The organism is Micromonospora sp. NPDC126480, from assembly GCF_040302465.1.
Classification (GTDB): Bacteria; Actinomycetota; Actinomycetes; order Mycobacteriales; family Micromonosporaceae; genus Micromonospora.
This window is the reverse complement of sequence record NZ_JBEORU010000010.1, coordinates 43,976-64,303: the sequence shown is the minus strand read 5'-3', so window position 1 is coordinate 64,303 and position 20,328 is coordinate 43,976. Positions and strand designations below refer to the sequence as shown.

At 74.3% G+C, this 20,328-nt stretch carries 23 protein-coding genes and 1 tRNA gene; 6 read left to right on the top strand and 18 right to left on the bottom strand.

Going from position 1 to position 20,328, the window contains the following annotated elements; all coding sequences use genetic code 11:
- Positions 1–59: 59 nt before the first annotated feature.
- From ftsR to ABTW87_RS11870, 8 genes are all read right to left on the bottom strand, one after another.
- Entirely contained in the window at positions 60–755 is a 696-nt protein-coding gene (gene ftsR / locus ABTW87_RS11905; protein WP_350650804.1) for a transcriptional regulator FtsR, read from the bottom strand.
- A gap of 50 nt (positions 756–805) precedes the next feature.
- Positions 806–1,258 (bottom strand): oxoglutarate dehydrogenase inhibitor Odhl, encoded by a 453-nt coding sequence (gene odhI, locus ABTW87_RS11900; protein WP_030503922.1) that lies wholly within the window; start codon positions 1,256–1,258, stop codon positions 806–808.
- A 215-nt stretch (positions 1,259–1,473) separates the two neighbouring features.
- Complete coding sequence (gene gcvH, locus ABTW87_RS11895) at positions 1,474–1,854, bottom strand: glycine cleavage system protein GcvH (protein ID WP_350650803.1); 381 nt, start codon at positions 1,852–1,854, stop codon at positions 1,474–1,476.
- A gap of 61 nt (positions 1,855–1,915) precedes the next feature.
- Positions 1,916–2,842, bottom strand: coding sequence for a DUF881 domain-containing protein (locus ABTW87_RS11890; RefSeq protein ID WP_350650802.1), 927 nt, complete (start codon positions 2,840–2,842; stop codon positions 1,916–1,918).
- Between the two features lie 10 nt (positions 2,843–2,852).
- Positions 2,853–3,185: a small basic family protein gene (locus ABTW87_RS11885; RefSeq protein WP_130325434.1), complete on the bottom strand. Its 333-nt coding sequence runs from the start codon at positions 3,183–3,185 to the stop codon at positions 2,853–2,855.
- Positions 3,182–4,114 (bottom strand): DUF881 domain-containing protein, encoded by a 933-nt coding sequence (locus ABTW87_RS11880; RefSeq protein WP_350650801.1) that lies wholly within the window; start codon positions 4,112–4,114, stop codon positions 3,182–3,184. Before ABTW87_RS11880 ends, ABTW87_RS11885 begins: the two co-directional genes overlap by 4 nt.
- Entirely contained in the window at positions 4,111–4,722 is a 612-nt protein-coding gene (gene clsA, locus ABTW87_RS11875; RefSeq protein ID WP_350650800.1) for a cardiolipin synthase ClsA, read from the bottom strand. The genes ABTW87_RS11880 and clsA overlap by 4 nt, the downstream gene beginning before the upstream one ends.
- A 316-nt stretch (positions 4,723–5,038) precedes the next feature.
- A complete protein-coding gene (locus ABTW87_RS11870; RefSeq protein WP_350650799.1) occupies positions 5,039–5,785 on the bottom strand; it encodes an SAM-dependent methyltransferase in 747 nt (248 codons plus the stop codon).
- A gap of 110 nt (positions 5,786–5,895) precedes the next feature.
- Between ABTW87_RS11870 and ABTW87_RS11865 the strand changes: the two genes are divergently transcribed.
- The 3 genes from ABTW87_RS11865 to ABTW87_RS11855 all read left to right on the top strand — a co-directional run bounded on the left by ABTW87_RS11865 (position 5,896) and on the right by ABTW87_RS11855 (position 7,537).
- Entirely contained in the window at positions 5,896–6,777 is an 882-nt protein-coding gene (locus ABTW87_RS11865; RefSeq protein ID WP_350650798.1) for a universal stress protein, read from the top strand.
- 83 nt (positions 6,778–6,860) lie between these two features.
- Positions 6,861–7,073, top strand: a complete 213-nt coding sequence (locus ABTW87_RS11860; RefSeq protein WP_350650797.1) for a phosphatidylethanolamine-binding protein — start codon at positions 6,861–6,863, stop codon at positions 7,071–7,073.
- Positions 7,070–7,537, top strand: coding sequence for a hypothetical protein (locus ABTW87_RS11855; protein WP_350650796.1), 468 nt, complete (start codon positions 7,070–7,072; stop codon positions 7,535–7,537). Before ABTW87_RS11860 ends, ABTW87_RS11855 begins: the two co-directional genes overlap by 4 nt.
- A 61-nt stretch (positions 7,538–7,598) precedes the next feature.
- Here ABTW87_RS11855 and ABTW87_RS11850 read toward each other — a convergent pair whose 3' ends face one another.
- Complete coding sequence (locus ABTW87_RS11850; RefSeq protein ID WP_350650795.1) at positions 7,599–7,793, bottom strand: hypothetical protein; 195 nt, start codon at positions 7,791–7,793, stop codon at positions 7,599–7,601.
- A gap of 110 nt (positions 7,794–7,903) precedes the next feature.
- On the opposite strand from ABTW87_RS11850, the gene ABTW87_RS11845 reads away from it, so the two are divergent.
- On the top strand, positions 7,904–8,554 hold the full coding sequence (locus ABTW87_RS11845; RefSeq protein ID WP_350650794.1) for a hypothetical protein: 651 nt from the start codon (positions 7,904–7,906) through the stop codon (positions 8,552–8,554).
- Between the two features lie 10 nt (positions 8,555–8,564).
- Here the strand turns inward: ABTW87_RS11845 and ABTW87_RS11840 are convergent, their stop codons facing one another.
- From ABTW87_RS11840 to ABTW87_RS11800, 9 genes are all read right to left on the bottom strand, one after another.
- Positions 8,565–8,735, bottom strand: coding sequence for an amidophosphoribosyltransferase (locus ABTW87_RS11840; protein ID WP_350650921.1), 171 nt, complete (start codon positions 8,733–8,735; stop codon positions 8,565–8,567).
- Between the two features lie 84 nt (positions 8,736–8,819).
- Positions 8,820–9,017: a hypothetical protein gene (locus ABTW87_RS11835; RefSeq protein ID WP_350650793.1), complete on the bottom strand. Its 198-nt coding sequence runs from the start codon at positions 9,015–9,017 to the stop codon at positions 8,820–8,822.
- Positions 9,018–9,074: 57 nt separating this feature from the next.
- Positions 9,075–10,832, bottom strand: a complete 1,758-nt coding sequence (gene selB / locus ABTW87_RS11830; RefSeq protein ID WP_350650792.1) for a selenocysteine-specific translation elongation factor — start codon at positions 10,830–10,832, stop codon at positions 9,075–9,077.
- Positions 10,833–10,834: 2 nt separating this feature from the next.
- On the bottom strand, positions 10,835–12,142 hold the full coding sequence (gene selA, locus ABTW87_RS11825; protein WP_350650791.1) for an L-seryl-tRNA(Sec) selenium transferase: 1,308 nt from the start codon (positions 12,140–12,142) through the stop codon (positions 10,835–10,837).
- An 18-nt stretch (positions 12,143–12,160) separates the two neighbouring features.
- Positions 12,161–12,256: transfer RNA gene (locus tag ABTW87_RS11820), tRNA-Sec, on the bottom strand.
- A gap of 50 nt (positions 12,257–12,306) precedes the next feature.
- Complete coding sequence (gene nrfD / locus ABTW87_RS11815) at positions 12,307–13,440, bottom strand: NrfD/PsrC family molybdoenzyme membrane anchor subunit (RefSeq protein WP_502891572.1); 1,134 nt, start codon at positions 13,438–13,440, stop codon at positions 12,307–12,309.
- A gap of 137 nt (positions 13,441–13,577) precedes the next feature.
- Positions 13,578–14,492: a 4Fe-4S dicluster domain-containing protein gene (locus ABTW87_RS11810; RefSeq protein WP_350650789.1), complete on the bottom strand. Its 915-nt coding sequence runs from the start codon at positions 14,490–14,492 to the stop codon at positions 13,578–13,580.
- Positions 14,482–17,769: a formate dehydrogenase gene (gene fdh / locus ABTW87_RS11805; protein ID WP_350650788.1), complete on the bottom strand. Its 3,288-nt coding sequence runs from the start codon at positions 17,767–17,769 to the stop codon at positions 14,482–14,484. Before fdh ends, ABTW87_RS11810 begins: the two co-directional genes overlap by 11 nt.
- A gap of 513 nt (positions 17,770–18,282) precedes the next feature.
- On the bottom strand, positions 18,283–18,870 hold the full coding sequence (locus ABTW87_RS11800) for a hypothetical protein (protein ID WP_350650787.1): 588 nt from the start codon (positions 18,868–18,870) through the stop codon (positions 18,283–18,285).
- Positions 18,871–19,321: 451 nt separating this feature from the next.
- Between ABTW87_RS11800 and ABTW87_RS11795 the strand changes: the two genes are divergently transcribed.
- Positions 19,322–19,663, top strand: coding sequence for a hypothetical protein (locus ABTW87_RS11795; protein ID WP_350650786.1), 342 nt, complete (start codon positions 19,322–19,324; stop codon positions 19,661–19,663).
- Entirely contained in the window at positions 19,660–20,319 is a 660-nt protein-coding gene (locus ABTW87_RS11790; RefSeq protein WP_350650785.1) for a nucleotidyl transferase AbiEii/AbiGii toxin family protein, read from the top strand. Before ABTW87_RS11795 ends, ABTW87_RS11790 begins: the two co-directional genes overlap by 4 nt.
- Positions 20,320–20,328 lie beyond the last annotated feature (9 nt).

Below are 20,328 nucleotides of genomic sequence, written 5' to 3'. Positions count from 1 at the left end.
GTTACCCCGGCAAGCCTACGGCACGCTTCCCCGCGCAGATCTTTCCGCACCGGGGCACGTCACCGGCCCAACGTCGACCGCAACCCCACCCGCACCAACGCCGCGTGCAACTGCTGCGACAAGGCCACCAACTCCCGCGCGGTCTCCGCCGCACGCGCCCGCGCCGCCGGATCACTCTGCCGCGCCAACGGCGCCACCAACTGCGCGAACAGACCCACCTCACGATCCGCCGCCGTCCGGTACCCACGCAGATGCCGCGGCTCCAACCCGTACGCCGCCAGACCCGCCACCGCCCGCGCGATGATCAACGCGTCCTCGTCGTACCAACCCGGCGGATCCGACACCACCACACCGAGCCGCTCCAACTCCGCAAGCGTCGACTCGTCGACCCCGCTGCGCGCCACCAACTCGGCCCGGTCCAGCCGCACCTCCGGCGACTCGACCTCCGCGTCCCGCCCCGGCACCTCACCACCGGGACCCACCGCCACCAGCGTCGGCCGCGACCGGCCCGACGGCCCACCCGCCGCGTCCCACTCCGCCAACTGCTCACGGATAACCCGCAACGGCAGATACTGGTCCCGCTGCGCGGCCAACACGAACCGCAACCGCGCCACATCGTCCCAGCTGTACTTCCGATACCCCGCCGCCGTCCGCTGCGGCTCCACCAGACCCTCAGCCTCGAGGAACCGCAGCTTCGACAACGTCGTATCGGGAAAATCCACCCGCAACTGGGCCAGCACCTCGCCGATACTCATCAACGGCTGCGTACGGGCCGACCCCGGCGCGGCGGACGCCGCAGGCTCGTTCACCCCCGGCCGGCCTCGCCCTCCGGGCGCGGACCGGCGATGAACACCACCCGGAACTTGCCGATCTGCACCTCGTCACCATTGCTCAACGTGGCCGCCTCGACCCGCTCCCGGTTCACGTACGTCCCGTTCAGGCTGCCCACGTCACGCACCGTGAACGTCCCACCGTCACGGTGGAACTCCGCGTGCCGCCGCGACACCGTCACGTCGTCCAGGAAGATGTCACTGTCGGGGTGCCGCCCACTGGTCGTCACGTCGTGATCCAACAGGAACCGGGCACCAGCGTTCGGACCCCGCCGGACCACCAGCAGCGCCATCCCCGGCGGCAACGAACCGGACATCCGGCTCGGCACCACATCGGTGTCCGGCCCCTCCAGGACCTCGTCGAGCGAACCGAGATTGAGCGTCGAAGTGACGTCGAGCGGGGGGAACTCGTCGTCTGGGCGCGTCATGGGGACCACCTCACGGATCTGTTCGGTCGGCGTCGGGTAATGGCGGGTCTGGCCGCCGGGCAGTCTCTCACCCGGCGGCTGGCTCCCCGTGCCAGGGAAGGCAATTCCGCAACGCTCAACTATCGGGTTCTCGGTCGACTGGGCGAGCCTAGCCAGCGCCGAAATGCAGGGCAACCGGACGCGCGGAACCAACCGCAGCACCGGCAAGGGCACACTCAGCTCTCGGTGAGCTCGCGATACGCGCCCGCCGACAGCAGGCCGTCCACCGCAGCCGGATCATCCGGCGTGATCTCCACCAACCAACCCGCACCGTACGGATCAGTGTTGATCACCTCCGGGGTGTCGCCCAACGCCTCGTTGCGCGCCGACACCGTCCCACTCACCGGGGCGTAGATCTCCGACACGCTCTTGGTCGACTCGATCTCACCCAACGACTCACCGGCGGCCACCACCGAGCCCGCCTCAGGCAGCTGGACGTACACGATGTCACCCAGCGCGTCCTGCGCGAAGTGCGTGATACCGACCCGCACCGCACCGTCGCCGCCGCCCGCAACCCACTCGTGCTCGGCGGTATACCGCAGATCCTCAGGAATCACCAGACGCGTCCTTCATCCATCGGTGCGCCGGCCCGACAGGTGACCGGCGCGGCCGCGCCGGTCACGAGACCGGACGGGCGTGTTCCAGCTTGATCGGCGCGTGCAGCGCCGAAACCTCGGCAACCTCACGATCCTCGACGATCACCGTACCGCCGTCGCCCGCGACCGTCGCGACCACCCCGCCCGGAATGTTCAACGCCGTGCGCATCGTCGCCGGATCCCCGATCACCGTGATCGTGTACGGACCAGTCAACCGCCGGCCGTCCACGACCAACGACCCGTTCTCCCCGTCCAGGAAGAACGTCGACGCGATGATCCGCACCGTCGCCCGGTCACCACCGGAGATCTGCATCGCCTCCGCACCCGCGCCCCGAAGCTCCTGCACCGCGTCCAGCACCCGGATCGCCCGAACCGGCTTCCCGCCACCCGGCTCGAACCGCACCGACAACCCCGGACCCGTCGCCGGCAACGTGCCCGCCAGGATCCCCAGCTCGTCCGCCCGCCGCGTCGCCTCCTCCAGCGCCGCCGCCCGGCCCTGCTCACCGGAGCGCAACTGCCGCTGACTCTCCTCCAGCGCCGCGATGTCCTGCCGCAGCCGGACCTCCCGCGCGTTCAGGTCGTACAGGATCCGCACCAGGTCCTCCTGGCGCGCCGCCGACGTCGTCGGATCATCCGACGTCGTCCGCAACTGCTCGACAAGCGTGAACCCCAGCAACGCCAGCAGCACCGCGATCATCACCGTCGCCGAACTCACGCCCCGCCGGCCCGTGCCCGCCACCGGCGCGTCCGGCCGCGCCGCCGTCGCCTCCTCCGCGCCGGACGGCTCCGCCTCCCGATCCGGCTCCGCCTCCGGCGCCAACGGACTCAACTCGTCCGGATCCGGCGCGTCCGGCCGCGGGTCCGGCTCACCCGCCGGTCCCGACGGGCGACCCGGACCCGCCGGCTGCGGCCACCCGGTGCCCGTCTCCGTGTGCTCGTCGCTGCTCATCGCCACAAACCTACGCCCGGAACAGGTGCCGGCGGATCGCCGCCACGTTCCCGAAGATCCGCACCCCCAGTACGACCACCACACCCGTGGACAGCTGGCTACCCACTCCCAACTGGTCCCCCAGGTACACGATCAGAGCCGCCACCAGCACATTCGAGATGAACGACACCACGAACTGCTTGTCGTCGAAGATCCGGTCCAGCTTCGCCCGCACCCCGCCGAACACCGCGTCCAACGCCGCCACGACCGCGATCGGCAGGTACGGCTGCAACGCCGCCGGCACCGTCGGATCGAGCCACAGCCCCAACCCGACACCCGCGAGCAACGCCAACACCGCGATCATCGACCACCTCCGGAGGGGCTGGGAGACGTCCGCGAACCGGACGGCCCCGGACTTACCGACCCACCCGACGGCGTCGGAGACGGGGTGGCCGGCGGCTGCGCGTACTGTAGCCGCGGCTCCGGCGCGGCCGGCAGGGTGAGGTCCTCGGCGTCCCGGACCCCGAACGACAAGCCCGTCTTCTCGGCGACCTGCCGCATCGTCGCCGCGGTGCGGCTGCGCTCGAACCGCTCCCGCATCTCCTCCGGACCGATCGCCGACACCTCGTACGGCCCGGTCACCGGCCGGAAGTCCACGAGGATCGCCTGACCCGCGAACCGGATCGTCGAGGTCGCCGTCAACCGCTGCCCGTTGATCGAGATCGCCTCCGCGCCCGCCGCCCACAGGTCGTTCGCCACACCCTGCAGATCCGTGTAGATCACCCGCGGCGGCCCCGCGTCGGAACCGGTCATCGCGTCCTCGTCCGGCGGCGCGTCGGCCAGCCGCACCACCACACCGTCACCGCGCACCCGCCCCAACCCGGTGCCCGCCTCCAGGTTGCGCAGCCGCGCCGCCTCCGAGCCGCCCAACGCGGCCGCCCGCTGCCGGGCCACCTCGGCGCGCAGCTGGTCCGCCCGCTCCGACAACCGGTCGGTCTCGCTCTCCCGCTGCTTGATCTGCTCCACCAGGCCCTGCCGGGCCTGGCTGCGCCCGGGCGCCTCGGCCACCGTCTGCCGGTACGCCACCGCGAACAGGAAACCCAGCACCACCAGGACGACGAGCGTCACCGTGCGGACCGACCACGACCCCCACCCGGGCGGCGGTTCCTCCCGCCGGCGGGCCGCCGCGTCGGCGTACCCCGGCTCCAGGGGGTTGCGGAACAACTCGGTGAGGAAATCCGGCGCGTACACCCGCGAGCCCGGCTCCCGGTTCTCCGTCGGCGTGCCGGTCATCGCACCGCCTCCCGCACCAGCCGGCGGGCCTGGACCACGTACATCGCGCCGGCCACCCAGTACAGGGCCAACCCCCACCAGGCCAGGCCCCAGCCGATCGCGCCGGCGGCGCCCGCCACGCCCGGCACCGCCGCCGCCAGCAGCAGGATCGGGAACGCGGCAAGCAGCAGGAACGTCGCCGTCTTGCCGACGTAGTGCACCGGCGGCGGACCGTACCCGTGCCGCCGCAGCACGGCGAGGGACCCCACCAGGAGCAGCTCACGCGCCAGCAGCGCGGCCGTGAACTGCCACGGCACCACCTCGCGGACGGTGAACGCGATAAGCGTGGCCAGGATGTACAGGCGGTCCACGAGCGGGTCGAGCAGCTCACCGAGGCGGCTCACCTGCCCCAACCGCCGGGCGACCCAGCCGTCCACCCAGTCGGTGGTGCCACCGACGGCCAGCACCACGATCGCGGCCACGTCGGCGTGCTCCACGAGCAGCAGGTAGAGGAACAGCGGAACCCCGAGCAGCCGGACGAAACTGATCAGGTTCGGCAGGGTGAGGACCTGGTCGGCGGGCTCGCCGGAGGCTCGCGGATGCCCTGCCCGAGCCGGCCGACGCGACACCGAACCTCCTTCGCGCCGCGCTCCGGCGCGGCCGGGAACGGCCGGCGCGCGAAGTCGTACGCACTGTCGGGCCGGCTGCCACCGGCTCCCCCTGCGGCCCGTGGCGTGGGCCGCTCTCCGACGCGGCCCGCGATCGCGTGGGATCACGGGCCGGGCAAGTTGCGGTGCCACTATATCCGCCCGCTCTCCGCCTTCCCGGATCCGCCGGTGTGCCGTCGGCGCGTGCTTCCGTGATGTGGTGACCATCACGTCGCGTAAAGCGTCCTAGGAAACTGGTGACCGCTGCTGACGACCCGCACGCGGGGCGACCGGACGGTCAGTTGTCGCCGCGTGCGGCGACACCGCCGTGGAAGGCGTCCGGCACCGGCGCGGGCGGCCCCTCCGGGCGCCAGTCGGTGATCGGGACGATCCCGTCCGCGGTGGGCGTCCACCGCCCGAGCAGCGGGGGGAACGCCGCCGGCGCGCGCATCCGGAAGGTGGGCCCCATCATCGCCAGGGCCTGCGGGTACGCCGCCAGCTCCTCGGTGTCGAAGTCCACCGCGAGCAGGCTGCCCGGCGCGGTCGCCTCGTACAGCTCGTCGAGGGTACGGGCGAGCGTCCCGTCGTCGAGGAACGCGGCCAGTCCCAGGAAAACCACCCCCACCGGCCTCCTCCCCCACCCCGGGACGAACCGGTGCAGCTGAGCCCTGTCGACCGTGCCGATGTCGGTGGCGTCCCCGAAGCCGTAGCCGGCCCGGTCGCTGCCGGCGAGAAGCCGCTGGCCGAGCCGGATCGTGACCGGGTCGACATCGGTGTAGAGCACGGTGGCCTCCGGCGCGGCCTCGTGCACGTTGCCCATCGTCGGCACGCCCGCGCCGAAGACCAGGAACCCGTCCACCCCGGCGGCGGCCATCGCCCGCACCGCCCGCCCGAGGAAGGCGCGCAGCTCCCGGAACACCGGCGCGCACGGCCCGTACGCGCCCTCGAAGGCCCGGGCCGCGGCCACGTCGACCGGGAAGTGGTGCTCCCCGCCGAGCCAGTAGTCGATCATTCGTGCGGTGCTCGGCTGCTCCGGCTCAACCATCGACGGCGCTCCCTCCCCGGTGGTCGTCGCCAGCGTACCGACCGGGCGGCCGGGCCGGTATCGCCGCGCGACCGCGCCGTGACCGCGATACTGGCCCCGGAGGTGAGCAGGTGAACTCGGCGGACGGCGCGGCGGTGGTGGTCGGTGTGGACGGCTCCGAGCCGGCGCAGCGGGCGATACGCCTGGCGGCCGTCGAGGCGGCCCGCCGCAACCGCGCGCTGCGCGTCGTCCACGGCTTCATCTGGCCCCTGCTGCACGTGCCGCTGGACGCGCCGGCCGGCGCTCCGCCCGGCGCCGGCCTGCGCCACCAGGCGGAGCAGCTGGTCGCGGACGCGGTCGCCGAGGCCGAGGCGACCGTCCCCGGGCTGCGCGTCTCCGGCGAGATCATCGACGGGGAGGCCGCCGCGGTCCTGCTCGGCGAGTCGCCGACCGCCGTGCTGATCGTCCTCGGCGACCGGGGCCTGGGCGGATTCGCCGCCCTGGTGGTCGGCTCCGTCGCGGTGCAGGTCGCCACCCACGCCGACTGCCCGGTGCTGGTCGCCCGGGGCAGCGACCGCGCCGACGGGCCGGTGGTGGTCGGCGTGGACGGATCGCCGGTGTCCCGGCTCGCGGTGGAGTTCGCGGCGGAGGAGGCCGCGCTGCGCGGCGCCGAACTCGTCGCGGTCCACGCCTACCGGCACCCGACCTCCGGCGGCCCGGGCGACATGCAACCCCTGGTGTACGACGAGAACGAGCTGCGCGACGAGGAGCGGCGGGTTCTCGCCGAATCCCTCGCCGGGATCGCCGAGCGGTGGCCGGACCTGACCGTGCGCCAAACGACCCGCCGGGGCAAGGCCGGCCGGCTGCTGACCGAGGCGTCCGCCGAGGCGCAGCTGCTTGTGGTCGGCGGGCACGGCCGCGGCGGTCTCGCCGGCCTGCTGCTGGGCTCGGTGAGCCACGACGTGCTGCACCACGCCGACTGCCCGGTCGCGGTCGTCCGGGCGCCGCGCTGACCCGCCCCGCCACGGTTGGCCGCCGCCCGGGCGGGTAGACGACCCCGGTACGCCAACGGCGAGGACGACCGGAGGAGGCAGTGATGCCAGGACCACGGCCGGGCAGCAACGCGTACGACAAGCAGCGGGCACGCATGCGGAACGCGATCGACGATTCCGGACGCCGCGTGTCGGACAGCACCGCCGACGAGGTCGCCAACCGGATCCTGCAGCAGGACCGGGGCCAGCGGGGCGTGGTGCGCGGTGACCGCGTCTACGGCCCGAAGGGCGAACGGGAACCCGGAGACCCGCGGTGAGGGCGACCGTCGTCGCCGACGGGGCGATCGCCGGCGCGGTCGGCAGCACCGTCCTGAACGCGGTCACCTACCTGGACATGACGCTGCGGGGCCGCCCGGCGAGCAGCACCCCGCAGCGCAGCGCCGGGCGGGTGGCCGACGTGACGCACCTCGACCTCGGATCCGGGGAGGACGCGGCAAACCGCCGCTCCGGCCTCGGTCCCCTGCTCGGTTACGGGTTGGGCGTCGGCGCCGGCGTGGCGTTCGCGCTGCTGGCCCGGGGACGGCGCATGCCGCTGCCGCTGGCCAGTGGGGTGCTCGGCGGCGGGGTGATGACCATGGCGGACAGCTCGTACGCGGCGCTCGGTGTCAGCGACCCGCGTACCTGGAGCCGGGTCGACTGGCTGTCCGACCTCATCCCGCACCTGGCGTTCGGCCTGGCCGCGGCGGCGACCTGGAACCGCCTGCGGGCGCCGGGCTCCTGACAACGGCACCGACGCGCCGCCCGCCCCGCAGCACGGGGCGGGCGGCGCGGGGCTCGGGTGGTCAGCTCTCGTCCTCGGCGACCGGCTCGGCCGGCGGCCCGTACGGGGAGACCTGCCCCTTCGGCACCGGGCGGCCCTCGTCGCCGTGCGACGAGCCGCGGTTGCGCGGGTGGCCGGTCGGGCCGGGCCCCTTGTTGTCCTGGACGTTCGAGCCTCGGGCGTTGCGCCGGAACTCCTGCTGCTGCGGGTTCGTCACGGCCGTCTCCTTCCAGGTGGGCGGCGTACGCCGCCTCCGTACTCGGGTACCCGCCGCCTCCGGCACCATGCCGGGGCGCTAACCCGGTGCGCAGCGGGTAACACCCGGGTGTGGGCGACAACCGGAGGACGGCGCGGGTGCTGCTGGAGCGGCGCGGGCGCACGTACGCCGAGGAGGCCGGGATCCGGTTGGCCGACCGGCCCGGCCCGCTGTACCAGCTGCTGGTGCTCGCCACCCTGCTGAGCACCCGGATCCGGGCCGGCGTGGCGGTGGCCGCCGCCCGGGAACTCTTCGCCGCCGGCTACCGCACGCCGGCGGCGATGGAGGCGGCCAGCTGGCAGGACCGGGTCGACGCGCTCGGCCGCGGCCACTACCGCCGCTACGACGAGCGGACCGCGACGATGCTCGGCACCGGCGCCCGGCTCTGCCTCGACCGCTGGCGCGGTGACCTGCGCCGGCTGCACCGGGAGGCAGCGGGGCAGCCGGCGCGGCTGCGCCGGCTGCTCACCGAGTTTCCCGGCATCGGGCCCACCGGCGGCGACATCTTCCTGCGCGAGGCCCAGGCGGTCTGGCCGGACCTGCGCCCGTACGCCGACCGGCGGGCGCTCAGCGGGGCGGAGCGCCTGGGCCTGCCCCGGGCCCCGGAACGGCTGGCCGGGCTGGTCGCCGACGCGGACTTCGGGCGCCTCGCGTCGGCGCTGGTCCGGGTGGCCCTGGGCGAGGAGTCCGCGGGCGAGGTGGCCCGCGCGGCGGCCCGCTGAGCGGGCCGGCTCATTTCGCCGCGTTGTTGCCCGGCTTGGTCAGGTGCCACACCAGCAGCGCCGCGAGCACGGCGAGGACGACGAGGCCGCCGCTGAGCCCCTCACCGTCCTCCGGGTCGCGGCCGGTCGTCCCGAAGTAGATCACCGCGAGCCCGGCCAGCACCGTGACGGCGGTCCGCAATCCTCGGTCCTTCACGTTCGTCGACGGTAGCCGGACATCCGCCCAATTAGTCGCAATTCGCGTTTTTCGCCCCGATCGGGGAGTTCAGTCCACCTCGAGGTCGTCGAGGGAGATCTTGTGGGTCATCAGCCAGCGAGCCAACGCCGACATGCCGAACAGCCACAGAGGTGCCGACTCGGTGGTGCCGTTGGTGGCGAAAATCGCGAACCGCAGGTCCGGCGCCCGGTACGCCTCGATGCGCCACTTGTGCTGCCGGTCCCGCCAGATCGCGGATGGGTCCATCCCCCGACGCTAAGGCGGGCGGCGACGACGGCGGGGCCGGTTCGGGCACCCCGCCGGTCAGCGACCGACGACCATCCGCGCGTCGTCGGGCAGCCGGCGCGTCACGCCCCGCCGGTCCAGCAGCTCCAACAGCGGCACGGCCACCCGGCGGGTGGTGTCCAGGGCCTGCCGGGCGGCGCTGAGCGTGAACGGCTGCGGCAGCCCGGCGAGCACCCGCACCGCGCCGTCGAGCGCGCCCGGCAGCAGCACCACGTTGTCGGCCAGCCGTACCAGCGCCCCGGCCCGCACCGCGGCGCCGATCTCCCGGGGCCCCAGGCCCAGCGCGGCCAGGTCCGCCGCCTCCGGGGCCCGGAACGGCTGCCCGGCGTACGCCGACCGGACCCGGGCCACCGCCCGCGCCACCGGCTCGGGCAGGGCGTCGTCGGGCGCCGCCGTCACCCGTCCGGCGTGCAGCCGCAGCGGCGGCCGGACCAGGGCCGCCACCAGAACCCGGTCGGGCAGGTCCAGGCGCTGGCGCAGCAACTCCACCGGCGCGCCCGGGTCCAGCGGGTGCGCGCGGGCGTGCCGGTCGACCTCCTCGGCGAGGCGCGCCGCGAGCCGCCGCCAGTGCTCCGGGTCGGCCAGCCAGTCCCCGGCGACCGGCCGGCCGGCCGGCTCGACGCCCATCCGGAGCAGGTCCCCGGCCCGGACCAGCCGGCGCCGGCGCAGTTCCCCCGGACAGTCGGGGCGGCCGTCCAGGCCGACCAGCACCGCCGCCCGCGCGGCCGCGGCACCCCGCCGGCGAAGTGGTGGCGGGGCCACGTCGAGCACGGTCACGCCGCCGGCGACGTGCCGGCGACCCGGGTCACGCAGCAGCGCCCGGTCACCGACGAGCAGGGGCAGCGGGCGGGCCAGCCGGAGCCGGGCGGTGTCCCGGCCCAGCGGGCGGACCCGCGCCGGCACGGCCGCGGAGCCCACGTGCAGGGTGAGCGTGACCGGCAGGTCCGCGGCGGGGTCGCCGGCCAGCCGCACGTCGAGCAGGTCGGTGCGGCCGAACCGGCCGGGCGTCAACAGGGCGTCGCCCCGGCCCAGCCGTTCGCGGGGCGTCCCACGCAGGTTCACCGCCACCCGGGCGACCGCGGTGACCTCCTCGCGGGCGACGCCGAGCGCATGCAGCCCGCGCACCCGCACCGGCTCGCCGGTGCCCGCGAGTTCCAGCTCGTCCCCAACGGCGAGCCGTCCCGCGCCGAGGGTTCCGGTGACCACCGTGCCACTGCCGCGCACGGTGAAGCTGCGGTCCACCCACAGCCGCACCGGCGCGCCCACCGCCGGGTCGGGGCGGGCGGCGGCCAGCCGGTCCAGCGCCGCCCGCAGCGCGGGCAGGCCCGCGCCGGTCACCGCGCTGACCGCCACCGCGTCGACCGCCCGCAGCGACGTGCCCGCCAGCCGCGCCCGTGCCTGCGCGAGCGCCGGCCCCGCGTCGGCCAGATCCGCGCGCGTCACCACCAGCAGCCCGGACGACACACCGAGCGCGTCCAGGGCGGCCAGGTGCTCCGCCGACTGAGGCATCCAGCCCTCGTCGGCGGCCACCACGACCAGCGCCGCCGGCACCGGGCCGACGCCGGCGAGCATGTTCGGCACGAACCGCTCGTGCCCGGGCACGTCGACGAACGCGACCGTCCGTCCCGACGGCAGCGCCGCCCAGGCGAACCCCAGGTCGATGGTCATGCCCCGGCGGCGTTCCTCGGCCCACCGGTCCGGCTCCATCCCGGTCAGCGCCCGCACCAGAGTGGACTTGCCGTGGTCGACGTGCCCGGCGGTGGCCACCACGAACACGCTCAGCCGTCCCCGGGTATCCGCAGCACGGCGGCGCGGACGGCCTCGTCGGCGTCGGTGGGGACGCAGCGCAGGTCCAGCAGGAGCCGGTCGCGGACCACCCGGCCGAGCACCGGCGGGTCGCCGGTGCGCAGTGGCCCGGCGTACCGGCCGGGCAGGCTCAGCGCCCACGAGTCCAGCTCGACGCCCGGCGCGCCCCCGCCGCCGACGACCGCCACGGCCGGCACCACCTCGGCCTTGCACCCGTCGGCGGCGAGCGCGTCGCGCAGCCGTTCGGTGCGGGCCCGCAGTGCCCCGGTGTCGGCGTGCAGTGCCGCGCGGGTGGGTGTGCCCGGGTCGCCCACGGTCGCCGCCAGCGCGGCCAGGGTCAGCTTGTCCACCCGCAGCGCCCGGGCGAGCGGGTGGCGGCGCAGACGCGCGACCAGGTCGGCGGCACCGAGCAGCAGGCCGGCCTGCGGCCCGCCGAGCAGCTTGTCGCCGCTGGCGGTGACCAGCGCCGCCCCGGCCCGCAGCGTCGACGCGGCGTCCGGCTCGCCCGGCAGCAACGGGTCCGCGGCGAGCAGCCCGGAGCCGATGTCGGCGACGACCGGCACCCCGAGGGTGGCCAGCGCACGCACCGGCACCGCCGACGTGAAGCCGCTGACCCGGAAGTTCGACGGGTGCACCTTCAGCACGAAACCGGTGTGCGGGCCCACCGCGGCGGCGTAGTCGTCCAGGTGGGTGCGGTTGGTGGTGCCCACCTCCCGCAGCCGGGCGCCGGTGCTCTCCAACAGGTCGGTGAGCCGGAAACCGTCGCCGATCTCCACCAGCTCGCCGCGGCTGACCACGATCTCCCGGCCCGCGGCGAGAGCGGTCGCGGCGAGCACCAGGGCGGCGGCGCCGTTGTTGACCACGTGCACCGCCGCGGCGTCCGGAACCGCCGCGGCGAGGGCGTCCAGGGCGTCCCGGCCCCGCCGGGCCCGCCGGCCGGTGGTCAGGTCCAGCTCCACGTCGGTGTGGCCGGCGGCGGCCACGACCGCGGCGACCGCCGCCGCCGACAGGGGCGCGCGGCCGAGGTTGGTATGCAGCACGACGCCGGTGGCGTTGAGCACCGTACGCGGACCGGGATCCGGCAGCGCGGCCAGGACCGCGTCGCGTACCTCCTCGGGGCGGATCTCGCCGCGCCGCGCCCGTTCCTGCGCCCGACGCACGCCGGCCCTGACGCGGTCCCGGCCGAACGCGGTGACGGCGACGGCGATCCGCGGATCGGCCAGCAGCGCGTCGGTACGCGGCACCCGCCGGCGTGGATCGGTGCCGTCGTCGGCTGTCACGTCAACCCCCACCAGGCTTGGCGGAGACGGACGGGAATCGAACCCGCCTGGCCCGGGTCCCGGACCACACCGGTTTTGAAGACCGGGAGGGGCACCAGCCGCCTGAACGCCTCCACGCAGCATTTGACCACAGCGCGGCCCGCTCCGCCCGGCTGCCCCGCGGTCTAGTGTCCGGCGGCCTCGGCCCGGCGGCGGGCCAGGCGTTCCCGCTGCGGCACCACCGTGTACTTCGGATCGCGCGCCGAGGCGACCCCGCCGTGGAAGATCCCGAAGCGGGTGGCAAGCGACGCGGCGAGCAGCGCCGCCCCGGACGCCGCCGACACCACGCGGCTGCGCCGGCCGAGCAGCGCCCCGGCGACCCCGACGGCGGTCAGCGCGCGGCCGGCGCGCAGCAGCCGGCCGGCCCGCCCGGTGGCGTAGGGCTCGCTGAGCAGCCCGAGCCGGGTCTCCACCCGGTGCGCCCCGAGCAGTTCCAGGGCCGCGCCGGCCACCGCCATCCGCCGGGCCGGTCGGGCCTGCCCGGCCGGCGCGGCCAGCAGACCCACGCCGGCGCCGCTGGCCAGCGCGCTGCCCGCGAAGATGACCGGCAGCTCCGGGTACGCCTCGTGCCACGACGGCACGGCCGTGTCGGCGAGCAGCACGGCCGTGTACGTGGCCAGGGCGGGCGCGGTCACCGCGGCGGCCAGCCCGGCGGCGTGACCGGCCGGCGGCAGCACCCGGCGGGCCAGCCCGGGCACACCGCGCTCCGGCAGCCACGCCGCCGCCTCGGCGACCGCCGCGAGCCCGGCCGCCGGCCCGTACGCGGTGAGGATCCAGGTGCCCACCGACATCGGCGAGGTCGGCTTCGCCACCCGCAGCATGTGGTGAAAGCGCTCCGGGCGGCCCAGGTCCCGGATGAGGAACACCGTGCTGGCGGTGACCGCCGCGAGCGCCGTCACCCGGCCGGCGCGGCGCAGCGCCGGCCGGCCGGTGAGCTGCCCGCCGGCGGCCAGCAGCGACGAGCCCGCCGCCAGGCCCCCGGTGAACAGGTACGCGGCGATGTCCCACGTCCACACCGGGGCCTTCAGGATCGGCCGCCCGTAGTACGAGGTGAACTCGGCCTCCGGGACCCGCAGCTCCTCACCGCCGCGACCCCGCCGGGCCCGGCCCGCGGTGCGGTCGACGGGCGCGGCGTCGTGCGGCGGGCGGGGCTCGGGGGCCACCACGTCGGTGGCCGGTGCCGGCAACCGGCCAAGACCCGGCCCACCGGCCCGGTCGACCGCCGCCTGATCCGGGGCCGGTGCGGGTCCGGACGTCATGGCTCCCGCACCGACCCGCAGGTCGTCGCGGGGTCCACCGCCGACCTTCGGGCCGTGACCGAGCCGGGCCGACGGCCGGTTGGCGTCGTCACCCAGCAGTTCCCGGAAACGGCGGAAGCGGTCACCGACCGGTGGGCTCACGACGGCCTCCCGACGAACGCCGCGACGGCAGCCGCCGCCATGGCCAGCGCCGCCAACCCGGCCCGCCGCCACATCCGCGGCAGGTCGCGGGTGGTGACCACCGGGTCGGGCGGCAACCCGTACACCTCCGGCTCGTCCAGCAGCAGGAAGAACGCCCCGTCGCCGCCCACCCCGTCGGTCGGGTCGTGCCCGTACAGCCGCGCCTCGGTGACCCCGCGCTCGTGCAGCGCCGCCACCCGCGCCGCGGCGCGCTCCCGCAACTCCTGCACCGGACCGTACTGGATGGACTCCGTCGGGCAGGCCTGCGCGCAGGCCGGCGTCATGCCGGCGCCGATCCGGTCGTAGCAGAGCGTGCACTTCCACGCCCGGCCGTCGTCCGCCCGGCGGTCGATGACGCCGTACGGGCAGGCCGAGACGCAGTACCCGCAGCCGTTGCAGATGTCCTCCTGCACCACCACGGTGCCGAACTCGGTGCGGAACAGCGACCCGGTCGGGCAGACGTCCAGGCACGCCGCGTGCGTGCAGTGCTTGCACACGTCGGACATCATCAGCCAGCGGAAGTCGGTACGGCCGTCCGCGCCGCCGGTGCGGCCCGGTGGCTGCGACCCCGGCATCCCGAGGAACTCGGTGTGCCCCGGGCCGCCGCCGGCCGCCGGGACCGGCTGCTCGACGAACGCCACGTGCCGCCACGAGTTCGCGGTCAACGCGCCGGTGTTGTCGTACGACATGCCGAGCAGGTCCAGCCCCGAGCCGGGCACGTCGTTCCACTCCTTGCACGCCACCTCGCACGCCTTGCAGCCGATGCAGACGCTGGTGTCGGTGAAGAAGCCCATCCGCGGCGGGGCGCTGGTCCAGCCGGCCTCCGGCGCCGGGTCCAGCGGCCCGTACAGGCTGTTCGGGTCAGGAAGCACCGGCCCTCCCGTCGCCGCCTCCGCCAGCCGGCCGCACACCCGGCGTCAGCACGGGCCCCGGCCGGCCCGCGACGATGCCGGCCCGGCGGCGGTAGTCCTCGACCAGGTCCCACAGCGCCGGGCCGGTCGGGCGGCGGCCCGGCCGCACGTCACAGGTGCCGACCTTGCTCTCCTGGATCAGCACGTTCGGGTCGAGGGTGATGCCGAACAGGTCGTTGGCCGAGTCGCCGGTGACCAGGCCCTCGAACCCGAAGTGGTACGGCAGCCACACCTGGTGGATCACCCGCCCGTCCACCCGCAGCGGCGTCAGCCGGTCGGTGACCAGCACCTTCGCCTCGATCACCGCCCGGCCGGAGATCAGGTGCGCCCAACCCAGGTGCGCCAGGCCCCGCTCGGCCGCCAGCTGCGGCGACACCTCCACGAACATCTCCGGTTGCAGCTCCGCAAGGGGCGGCACGGTACGGCTCATCCCGCCGGCGGTGTGGTGCTCGGTCAACCGGCTCACCGTGAACACGTACGGGAACACCTCGCTGTGCTCCTGCGGCGGGCTCGGGTTCACCGAGTTCACCGGGTGCGCGTACACCTTGCGGGTCGGGTTGGCCTGCTGCCGGTACAGCGGGTTGCGCACCGGCGACTCGGCCGGCTCGTAGTGCGTCGGCAGCGGACCGTCCACCACGCCGCTCGGCGCGTACAGCCAGCCCTTCCCGTCGCCCTGCATGATGAACGCGTCGTCGCCGGCGAGCGCCTGCGGCCCGGAGGCACCCGCCGGCGGCCGGTACGACGGCGGCTTGGTCCTCTCGAAGTCCGGCACGTCGTAGCCGGTCCACTCACCGGCCTCGGCGTCCCACCACACGTACTTCTTCCGCTCGCTCCACGGCCGGCCGTCCGGGTCCGCCGAGGCGCGGTTGTAGAGGATGCGGCGGTTCGCCGGCCAGGCCCAACCCCACTCGGCGGCCACCCAGTCCTGCTCGTGACGGCTGCGGCGGCGGGCCGCCTGGTTGACGCCGTCGGCGTACACCCCGGTGTAGATCCAGCAGCCGATCGCCGTCGTACCGTCGTCGCGGGCCTCGGTGAACGCCGACAGCGGACGGCCGCCGGCCACCTCGTACCCGTTGATCTCCCGCAGCACCGCCTCGGCGCTCGGCTCCGCGTGCGGACCGTGGGTGGGGTAGTCCCAGGTCAGGTCGAGCAGCGCCCGGTCGCGGGGCCGGCCGGAGCTGGCCAGTTTCTCCCGCAGCCTGCGCCCCAGGTGGTAGAAGAACCACAGCTCCGAGCGGGCGTCGCCCGGCGGGTCGACGGCCTTCTCCCGCCACTGCAGCAGCCGCTGCGTCTGGGTGAACGTGCCCTCCTTCTCCACGTGCGACGCGGCGGGCAGGAAGAACACCTCCGTTCGGCACTCCGCCGGCACGATCTCGCCGGTCGCCACCTCCGGCCCGTTGCGCCAGAACGTCGCCGACTCGATCAGGAACAGGTCGCGGACCACCAGCCAGTCGAGGTTCGCCATGCCGAGCCGCTGCGCGCGGCCGTGCGCCGAGCCGACCGCCGGGTTCTGGCCGAGCAGGAAGTAGCCGCGCACCTTCCCGTCGATCATGTTGAGTACCTGCTGGTAGGTGCCGTGGTCGCCGGTCATCCGGGGCAGGTACCCGTAGCAGAAGTCGTTGTCCGGCGTCGCCGCGTCCCCCCAGTACGCCTTCAGCAGGCTCGCCGCGTACGCCCGCGCGTTGCCCCAGAAGCCCTTCTGGTCCGGGCGGCGGATGCTCTCCACCCAGTCGTCGAACGTCGGGTGGTCGGCGTGGTGCGGCATCGGCAGGTAGCCGGGCAGCAGGTTGAACAGCGTCGGGATGTCGGTGGACCCCTGGATGCTCGCGTGCCCCCGAAGCGCCAGCACCCCGCCGCCCGGTCGGCCCATGTTGCCCAGCAGCAACTGGATGATCGCGCCGGTGCGGATGTACTGGACGCCGACGCTGTGCTGCGTCCAACCCACCGAGTAGATGAGCACACCGGTGCGTTCCCGGCCCGAGTTCTCCGTCCAGGCACGGGCCAGCTCCAGGAACTTCTCCCGCGGCACACCGCACACCCGCTCCACCATCTCCGGCGTGTAGCGGGCGAAGTGCCGCTTCAGGATCTGGTAGACGCAGCGCGGATGCCGCAACGTCTCGTCGCGCAGCGTCCGCCCCGGCACCGGCATGCCGTGCGACTCGTGGCGCAGCCCGGCCGCGGTCTCCCGGGCCCGGGCTGTGTCCTCCCCGGCGGCGCCTTCGTGCCCCTCGTACTGCCAGCTCCGCTGGTCGTACGCGGCCGTGTCCGGGTCGAAACCGGAGAACAGGCCGTCGCCGTCCTCGGTGTCGGCGAACTCCTCCGTGACGATCGTCGCCGCGTTCGTGTACGCAAGCACGTACTCCCGGAAGTCCAGCCCGTTGCTCAGGATGTAGTTGACCACCCCGCCGAGCAGCGCGATGTCCGTGCCCGCGCGGATCGGCAGGTACGTGTCCGCCAGGGCGCTGGTGCGCGTGAACCGCGGATCGACGTGGAACACCTTGGCACCACGCCGCTTGGCCTCCACCACCCACTGGAAACCCACCGGGTGGGCCTCCGCCATGTTGGAGCCCTGGATGACGATGACGTCAGCGTTCGCGACGTCCTGCTGGAAGTCCGTCGCACCACCGCGACCGAAGCTGGTCCCCAGACCGGGAACGGTGGCGGAGTGTCAAATGCGCGCCTGGTTCTCGATCTGGAGCGCCCCCATCGCCGTGAACAGCTTCTTGATGAGGTAGTTCTCCTCGTTGTCGAGCGTCGCCCCGCCCAGGCTGGAGATGCCCAGCGTGCGGTTCAGCGGCCGGCCCTCGCCGTCGACGTCCTCCCAGGTCTGCTCACGCGCGGCGAGCACCCGGTCGGCGATCATGTCGAGCGCGGTGTCGAGGTCCAGGTCCTCCCACTCGGTGCCGTACGGCCGCCGGTAGCGCACCCGGGTCTCCCGCAGCGGGCTGGTCACCAGGCTCCTGCTCGCCGACCCCTTCGGGCACAGCCGGCCCCGCGAGATCGGGCTGTCCGGGTCACCCTCGATCTGGACGACCCGCTCGTCGGAGACGTAGACCCGCTGCCCGCAACCCACCGCGCAGTACGGGCACACCGACCGCACCGTCCGGTCGGCGGACCCGGTCCGCGACGTCAGCTCCGCGGAGCGGGCCGACTGCGCCGCCGCGCCCCGGCCCAGCGGGTCGGTGCCGGTGAGCTGCCGGTAGACCGGCCAGCCCTGGAGGAAGGTCCGCAGACCCACCGCGACACCCCCTCCCGGCCCCGACGCCGACCTCTCGAAGCCTAGGCCAGCCCGCCGTCACGCGCGACCCGATCGGTTCCGGGTTCGCGGCTGCGCGCCGGCCGGCGGATGTGACAGCGCCGCCCCCGGGCCCGGTTCGGGCTCGGGGGCGGCACTGGGTGTCGGTGTGCAGGTCGCCTCTCGGCGAGTGGCGCGACGCGGCTCCAGCCGGACGGTATTCCGCGAAGGCAATTTAGGTGAGGCCCGGGGACACTGGACACACCGACACCTGACTCAACACGCTACCCGCCCCGGCCCTTCCGCCAACCCGAGTGACGGCCACCACGTCGCCCCCCGCCCCCTCCCTGGTCGATCATGGAGTTGTGGTGGCCGGTTCACCCCGATCCGGGGTTTTCATCAGGCACCACAACTCCATGATCGACCCGGTGGGGGTGGGGACGCTCCTGGCCGGCACCCGGGTTCGGGTGCCGGCCAGCGTGGTCGTGCGGGTGTGGTGCTCGGTTGTTCCAGTGGTCAGCTGTTCCAGTGCTCGGCGACGAGGTCGGCGGCCTGCTGCTCCCACTGGGCGTAGTGGTCGGGGTAGGCCGAGACCTGCACGGTCTGCGCGGCCACGGTCAGCGGCATGTCCTGCCACCCGTCGACCTGCTTGAGACCCTTCAGAAACGCGGTGGTCGAGTACTCGGGGTCGGTGATCTGCTCGACCGTGCCCCAACCCGAGGACGGGCGCTGCTGGAACAGGCCCTGCGAGTCGTGGTCGTTGCGCTCACCCAGGTGACCCAGGTTCTCCAGCTTCGACTCCTGCAACGCCGTGCCGATCGCGACCACGGCGGCCCGCTCGTCCATGCCGGCCTTCTTCGTCGCCGCGATGATCGCCTTCACGTTGGCGACCTGCTCATCGGACAGGTCGATCCGCGACTGGACGCCCTGCACACCATGCGGAATCAGCTTGCCCATGTCCGGCTTGTCGGCCTGCACCGCCACAGCGGCCGGGGCGGCCTCGACGGCCGGGGCCGCGTGCGCGGCAACCGGACCGGCGACCATGCCACCGGCGAACGCCAGACCAGCAACACCCAGAACGCTCTTACGAATGATCGTGTTCATGACGGAAGCTCCATTCGGGGGATTGGCACCACCACCCGGGGGACGGGCGTGGTGGTGCAAGCACCATCCGAGGCGCTCAAAGAACTCGGGGGAAACAACCCGGCCGGGGCGGGGGAACTGCCTCACGGCGCCGGGTCCAGATGTAACGACCGACCGGCCGACATCATTCCGGCCCACCACGGCGGCCGAAGCCCCGTGGCCCTACTCGATCGTCCACGTGATGTAACGACCCCCAGCCCCGCATCATTCCGCCGACCGGGTGCCCCCAACCACACCCACAAACCCGACATACGGCCCGAGATCGTCCCACCGAACCGGATGAACCACCCGACACGGCGCAGTCGGGTCACCCGCTACACCCACCCGGCGACCGCACCAAGCAGCCCGACGCGGTAGAAGCCGACCAGCGCTTACCCGTGGACACAACCACGCGGGGAGTTACGCTGACGGCATGCAGGGCCGCTCCCCCGTCGCAGCCGGCGTGCCGCATCTGGCGCGTCCCGGCCGGCCCGCCGTGGTGGCCCGCACCCTCACCGAGCTGACCGGCCCGACCCGTGGCGTGGTGGAGCTGCCGGTCCGACTGATGTGGAGCCCGGACCGCCGCTTCGACCTCGGCGACCCGGACCAGCTGCTGTGGATGTACGAGAACGTCCTGCGCGAGACCACCCGCTCAGACGACCTGCGCGATCTGATAAACGGGCGCACGTTGCGACGGGTGTGGCGGCTGCTCAACCTGCCGCGGGGCGTACGCCAGGCGTGGGAGAGCCGACACCCGGGCCTGCGTACGGCGTGACGACGTCCCACCTGCACGGGTTCTACCGCGAGGTGGCCCGGCTGGCCCTGTCGGCGGCCGGGCCGCACCGGTTCGTTCTCGGTGGCGGTGTCGCCTGGGCCGCGTACGGCCTGGTGAGCCGCCCGACCGAGGACGTGGACCTGTTCGCCGACGTCGAGGGCGCCGCCGCGGCGGCGGCCGGGGACGTGCGGGCGGCCCTGGAGAGCGCCGGGTTCCGGGTGGAGGAGGCCGACCCGGACAGTGACCTGCCGGGGCTGTTCGACGGATTCGACCGGGACATGCGCGACTTCGTGGTCAGCCGCGACGGGCGGCAGCTGCGGCTCAGCCTGGCCCGGCTGGACCGGCACCGCAGCCCGGTCGTGATGGACCTGGGTCCGGTGATGGACGTCCGGGATCTGCTGGCCAGCAAGACCGCCGCCCTGGTGAACCGGCGGGAGGTGCGGGACTACATCGACGTGGCGGCCGTCCTCGACCGGTACGACGTGGATGAGTTGCTGGCGCTGGCCCGGCAGCTCGACCCGGGCCTGGACCCGCAGGACGTCCGCGACGCGGGCCGCTACCTGGACCGGCTGCCGGACGCCCGCTTCACCCGCTACCACCTGACCCCCGCCGACGTGACGCACATCCGCACCCGCTTCACCCCCTGGCCCCGCTGACGGGAGACG

Excerpts from the sequence above, each read along its gene's own strand:
- ABTW87_RS11890 (WP_350650802.1), bottom strand. The coding sequence starts at position 2,842 with ATGAGCAGCGACGAGCACACGGAGACGGGCACCGGGTGGCCGCAGCCG.
- odhI (WP_030503922.1), bottom strand. The coding sequence starts at position 1,258 with ATGACGCGCCCAGACGACGAGTTCCCCCCGCTCGACGTCACTTCGACG.
- ABTW87_RS11800 (WP_350650787.1), bottom strand. The coding sequence starts at position 18,870 with ATGAACACGATCATTCGTAAGAGCGTTCTGGGTGTTGCTGGTCTGGCG.
- ftsR (WP_350650804.1), bottom strand. The coding sequence starts at position 755 with ATGAGTATCGGCGAGGTGCTGGCCCAGTTGCGGGTGGATTTTCCCGAT.
- ABTW87_RS11860 (WP_350650797.1), top strand. The coding sequence starts at position 6,861 with ATGCCAGGACCACGGCCGGGCAGCAACGCGTACGACAAGCAGCGGGCA.
- ABTW87_RS11880 (WP_350650801.1), bottom strand. The coding sequence starts at position 4,114 with ATGACCGGCACGCCGACGGAGAACCGGGAGCCGGGCTCGCGGGTGTAC.
- nrfD (WP_502891572.1), bottom strand. The coding sequence starts at position 13,440 with ATGACGTCCGGACCCGCACCGGCCCCGGATCAGGCGGCGGTCGACCGG.
- ABTW87_RS11870 (WP_350650799.1), bottom strand. The coding sequence starts at position 5,785 with ATGGTTGAGCCGGAGCAGCCGAGCACCGCACGAATGATCGACTACTGG.
- ABTW87_RS11795 (WP_350650786.1), top strand. The coding sequence starts at position 19,322 with ATGCAGGGCCGCTCCCCCGTCGCAGCCGGCGTGCCGCATCTGGCGCGT.
- ABTW87_RS11885 (WP_130325434.1), bottom strand. The coding sequence starts at position 3,185 with ATGATCGCGGTGTTGGCGTTGCTCGCGGGTGTCGGGTTGGGGCTGTGG.
- ABTW87_RS11835 (WP_350650793.1), bottom strand. The coding sequence starts at position 9,017 with ATGGACCCATCCGCGATCTGGCGGGACCGGCAGCACAAGTGGCGCATC.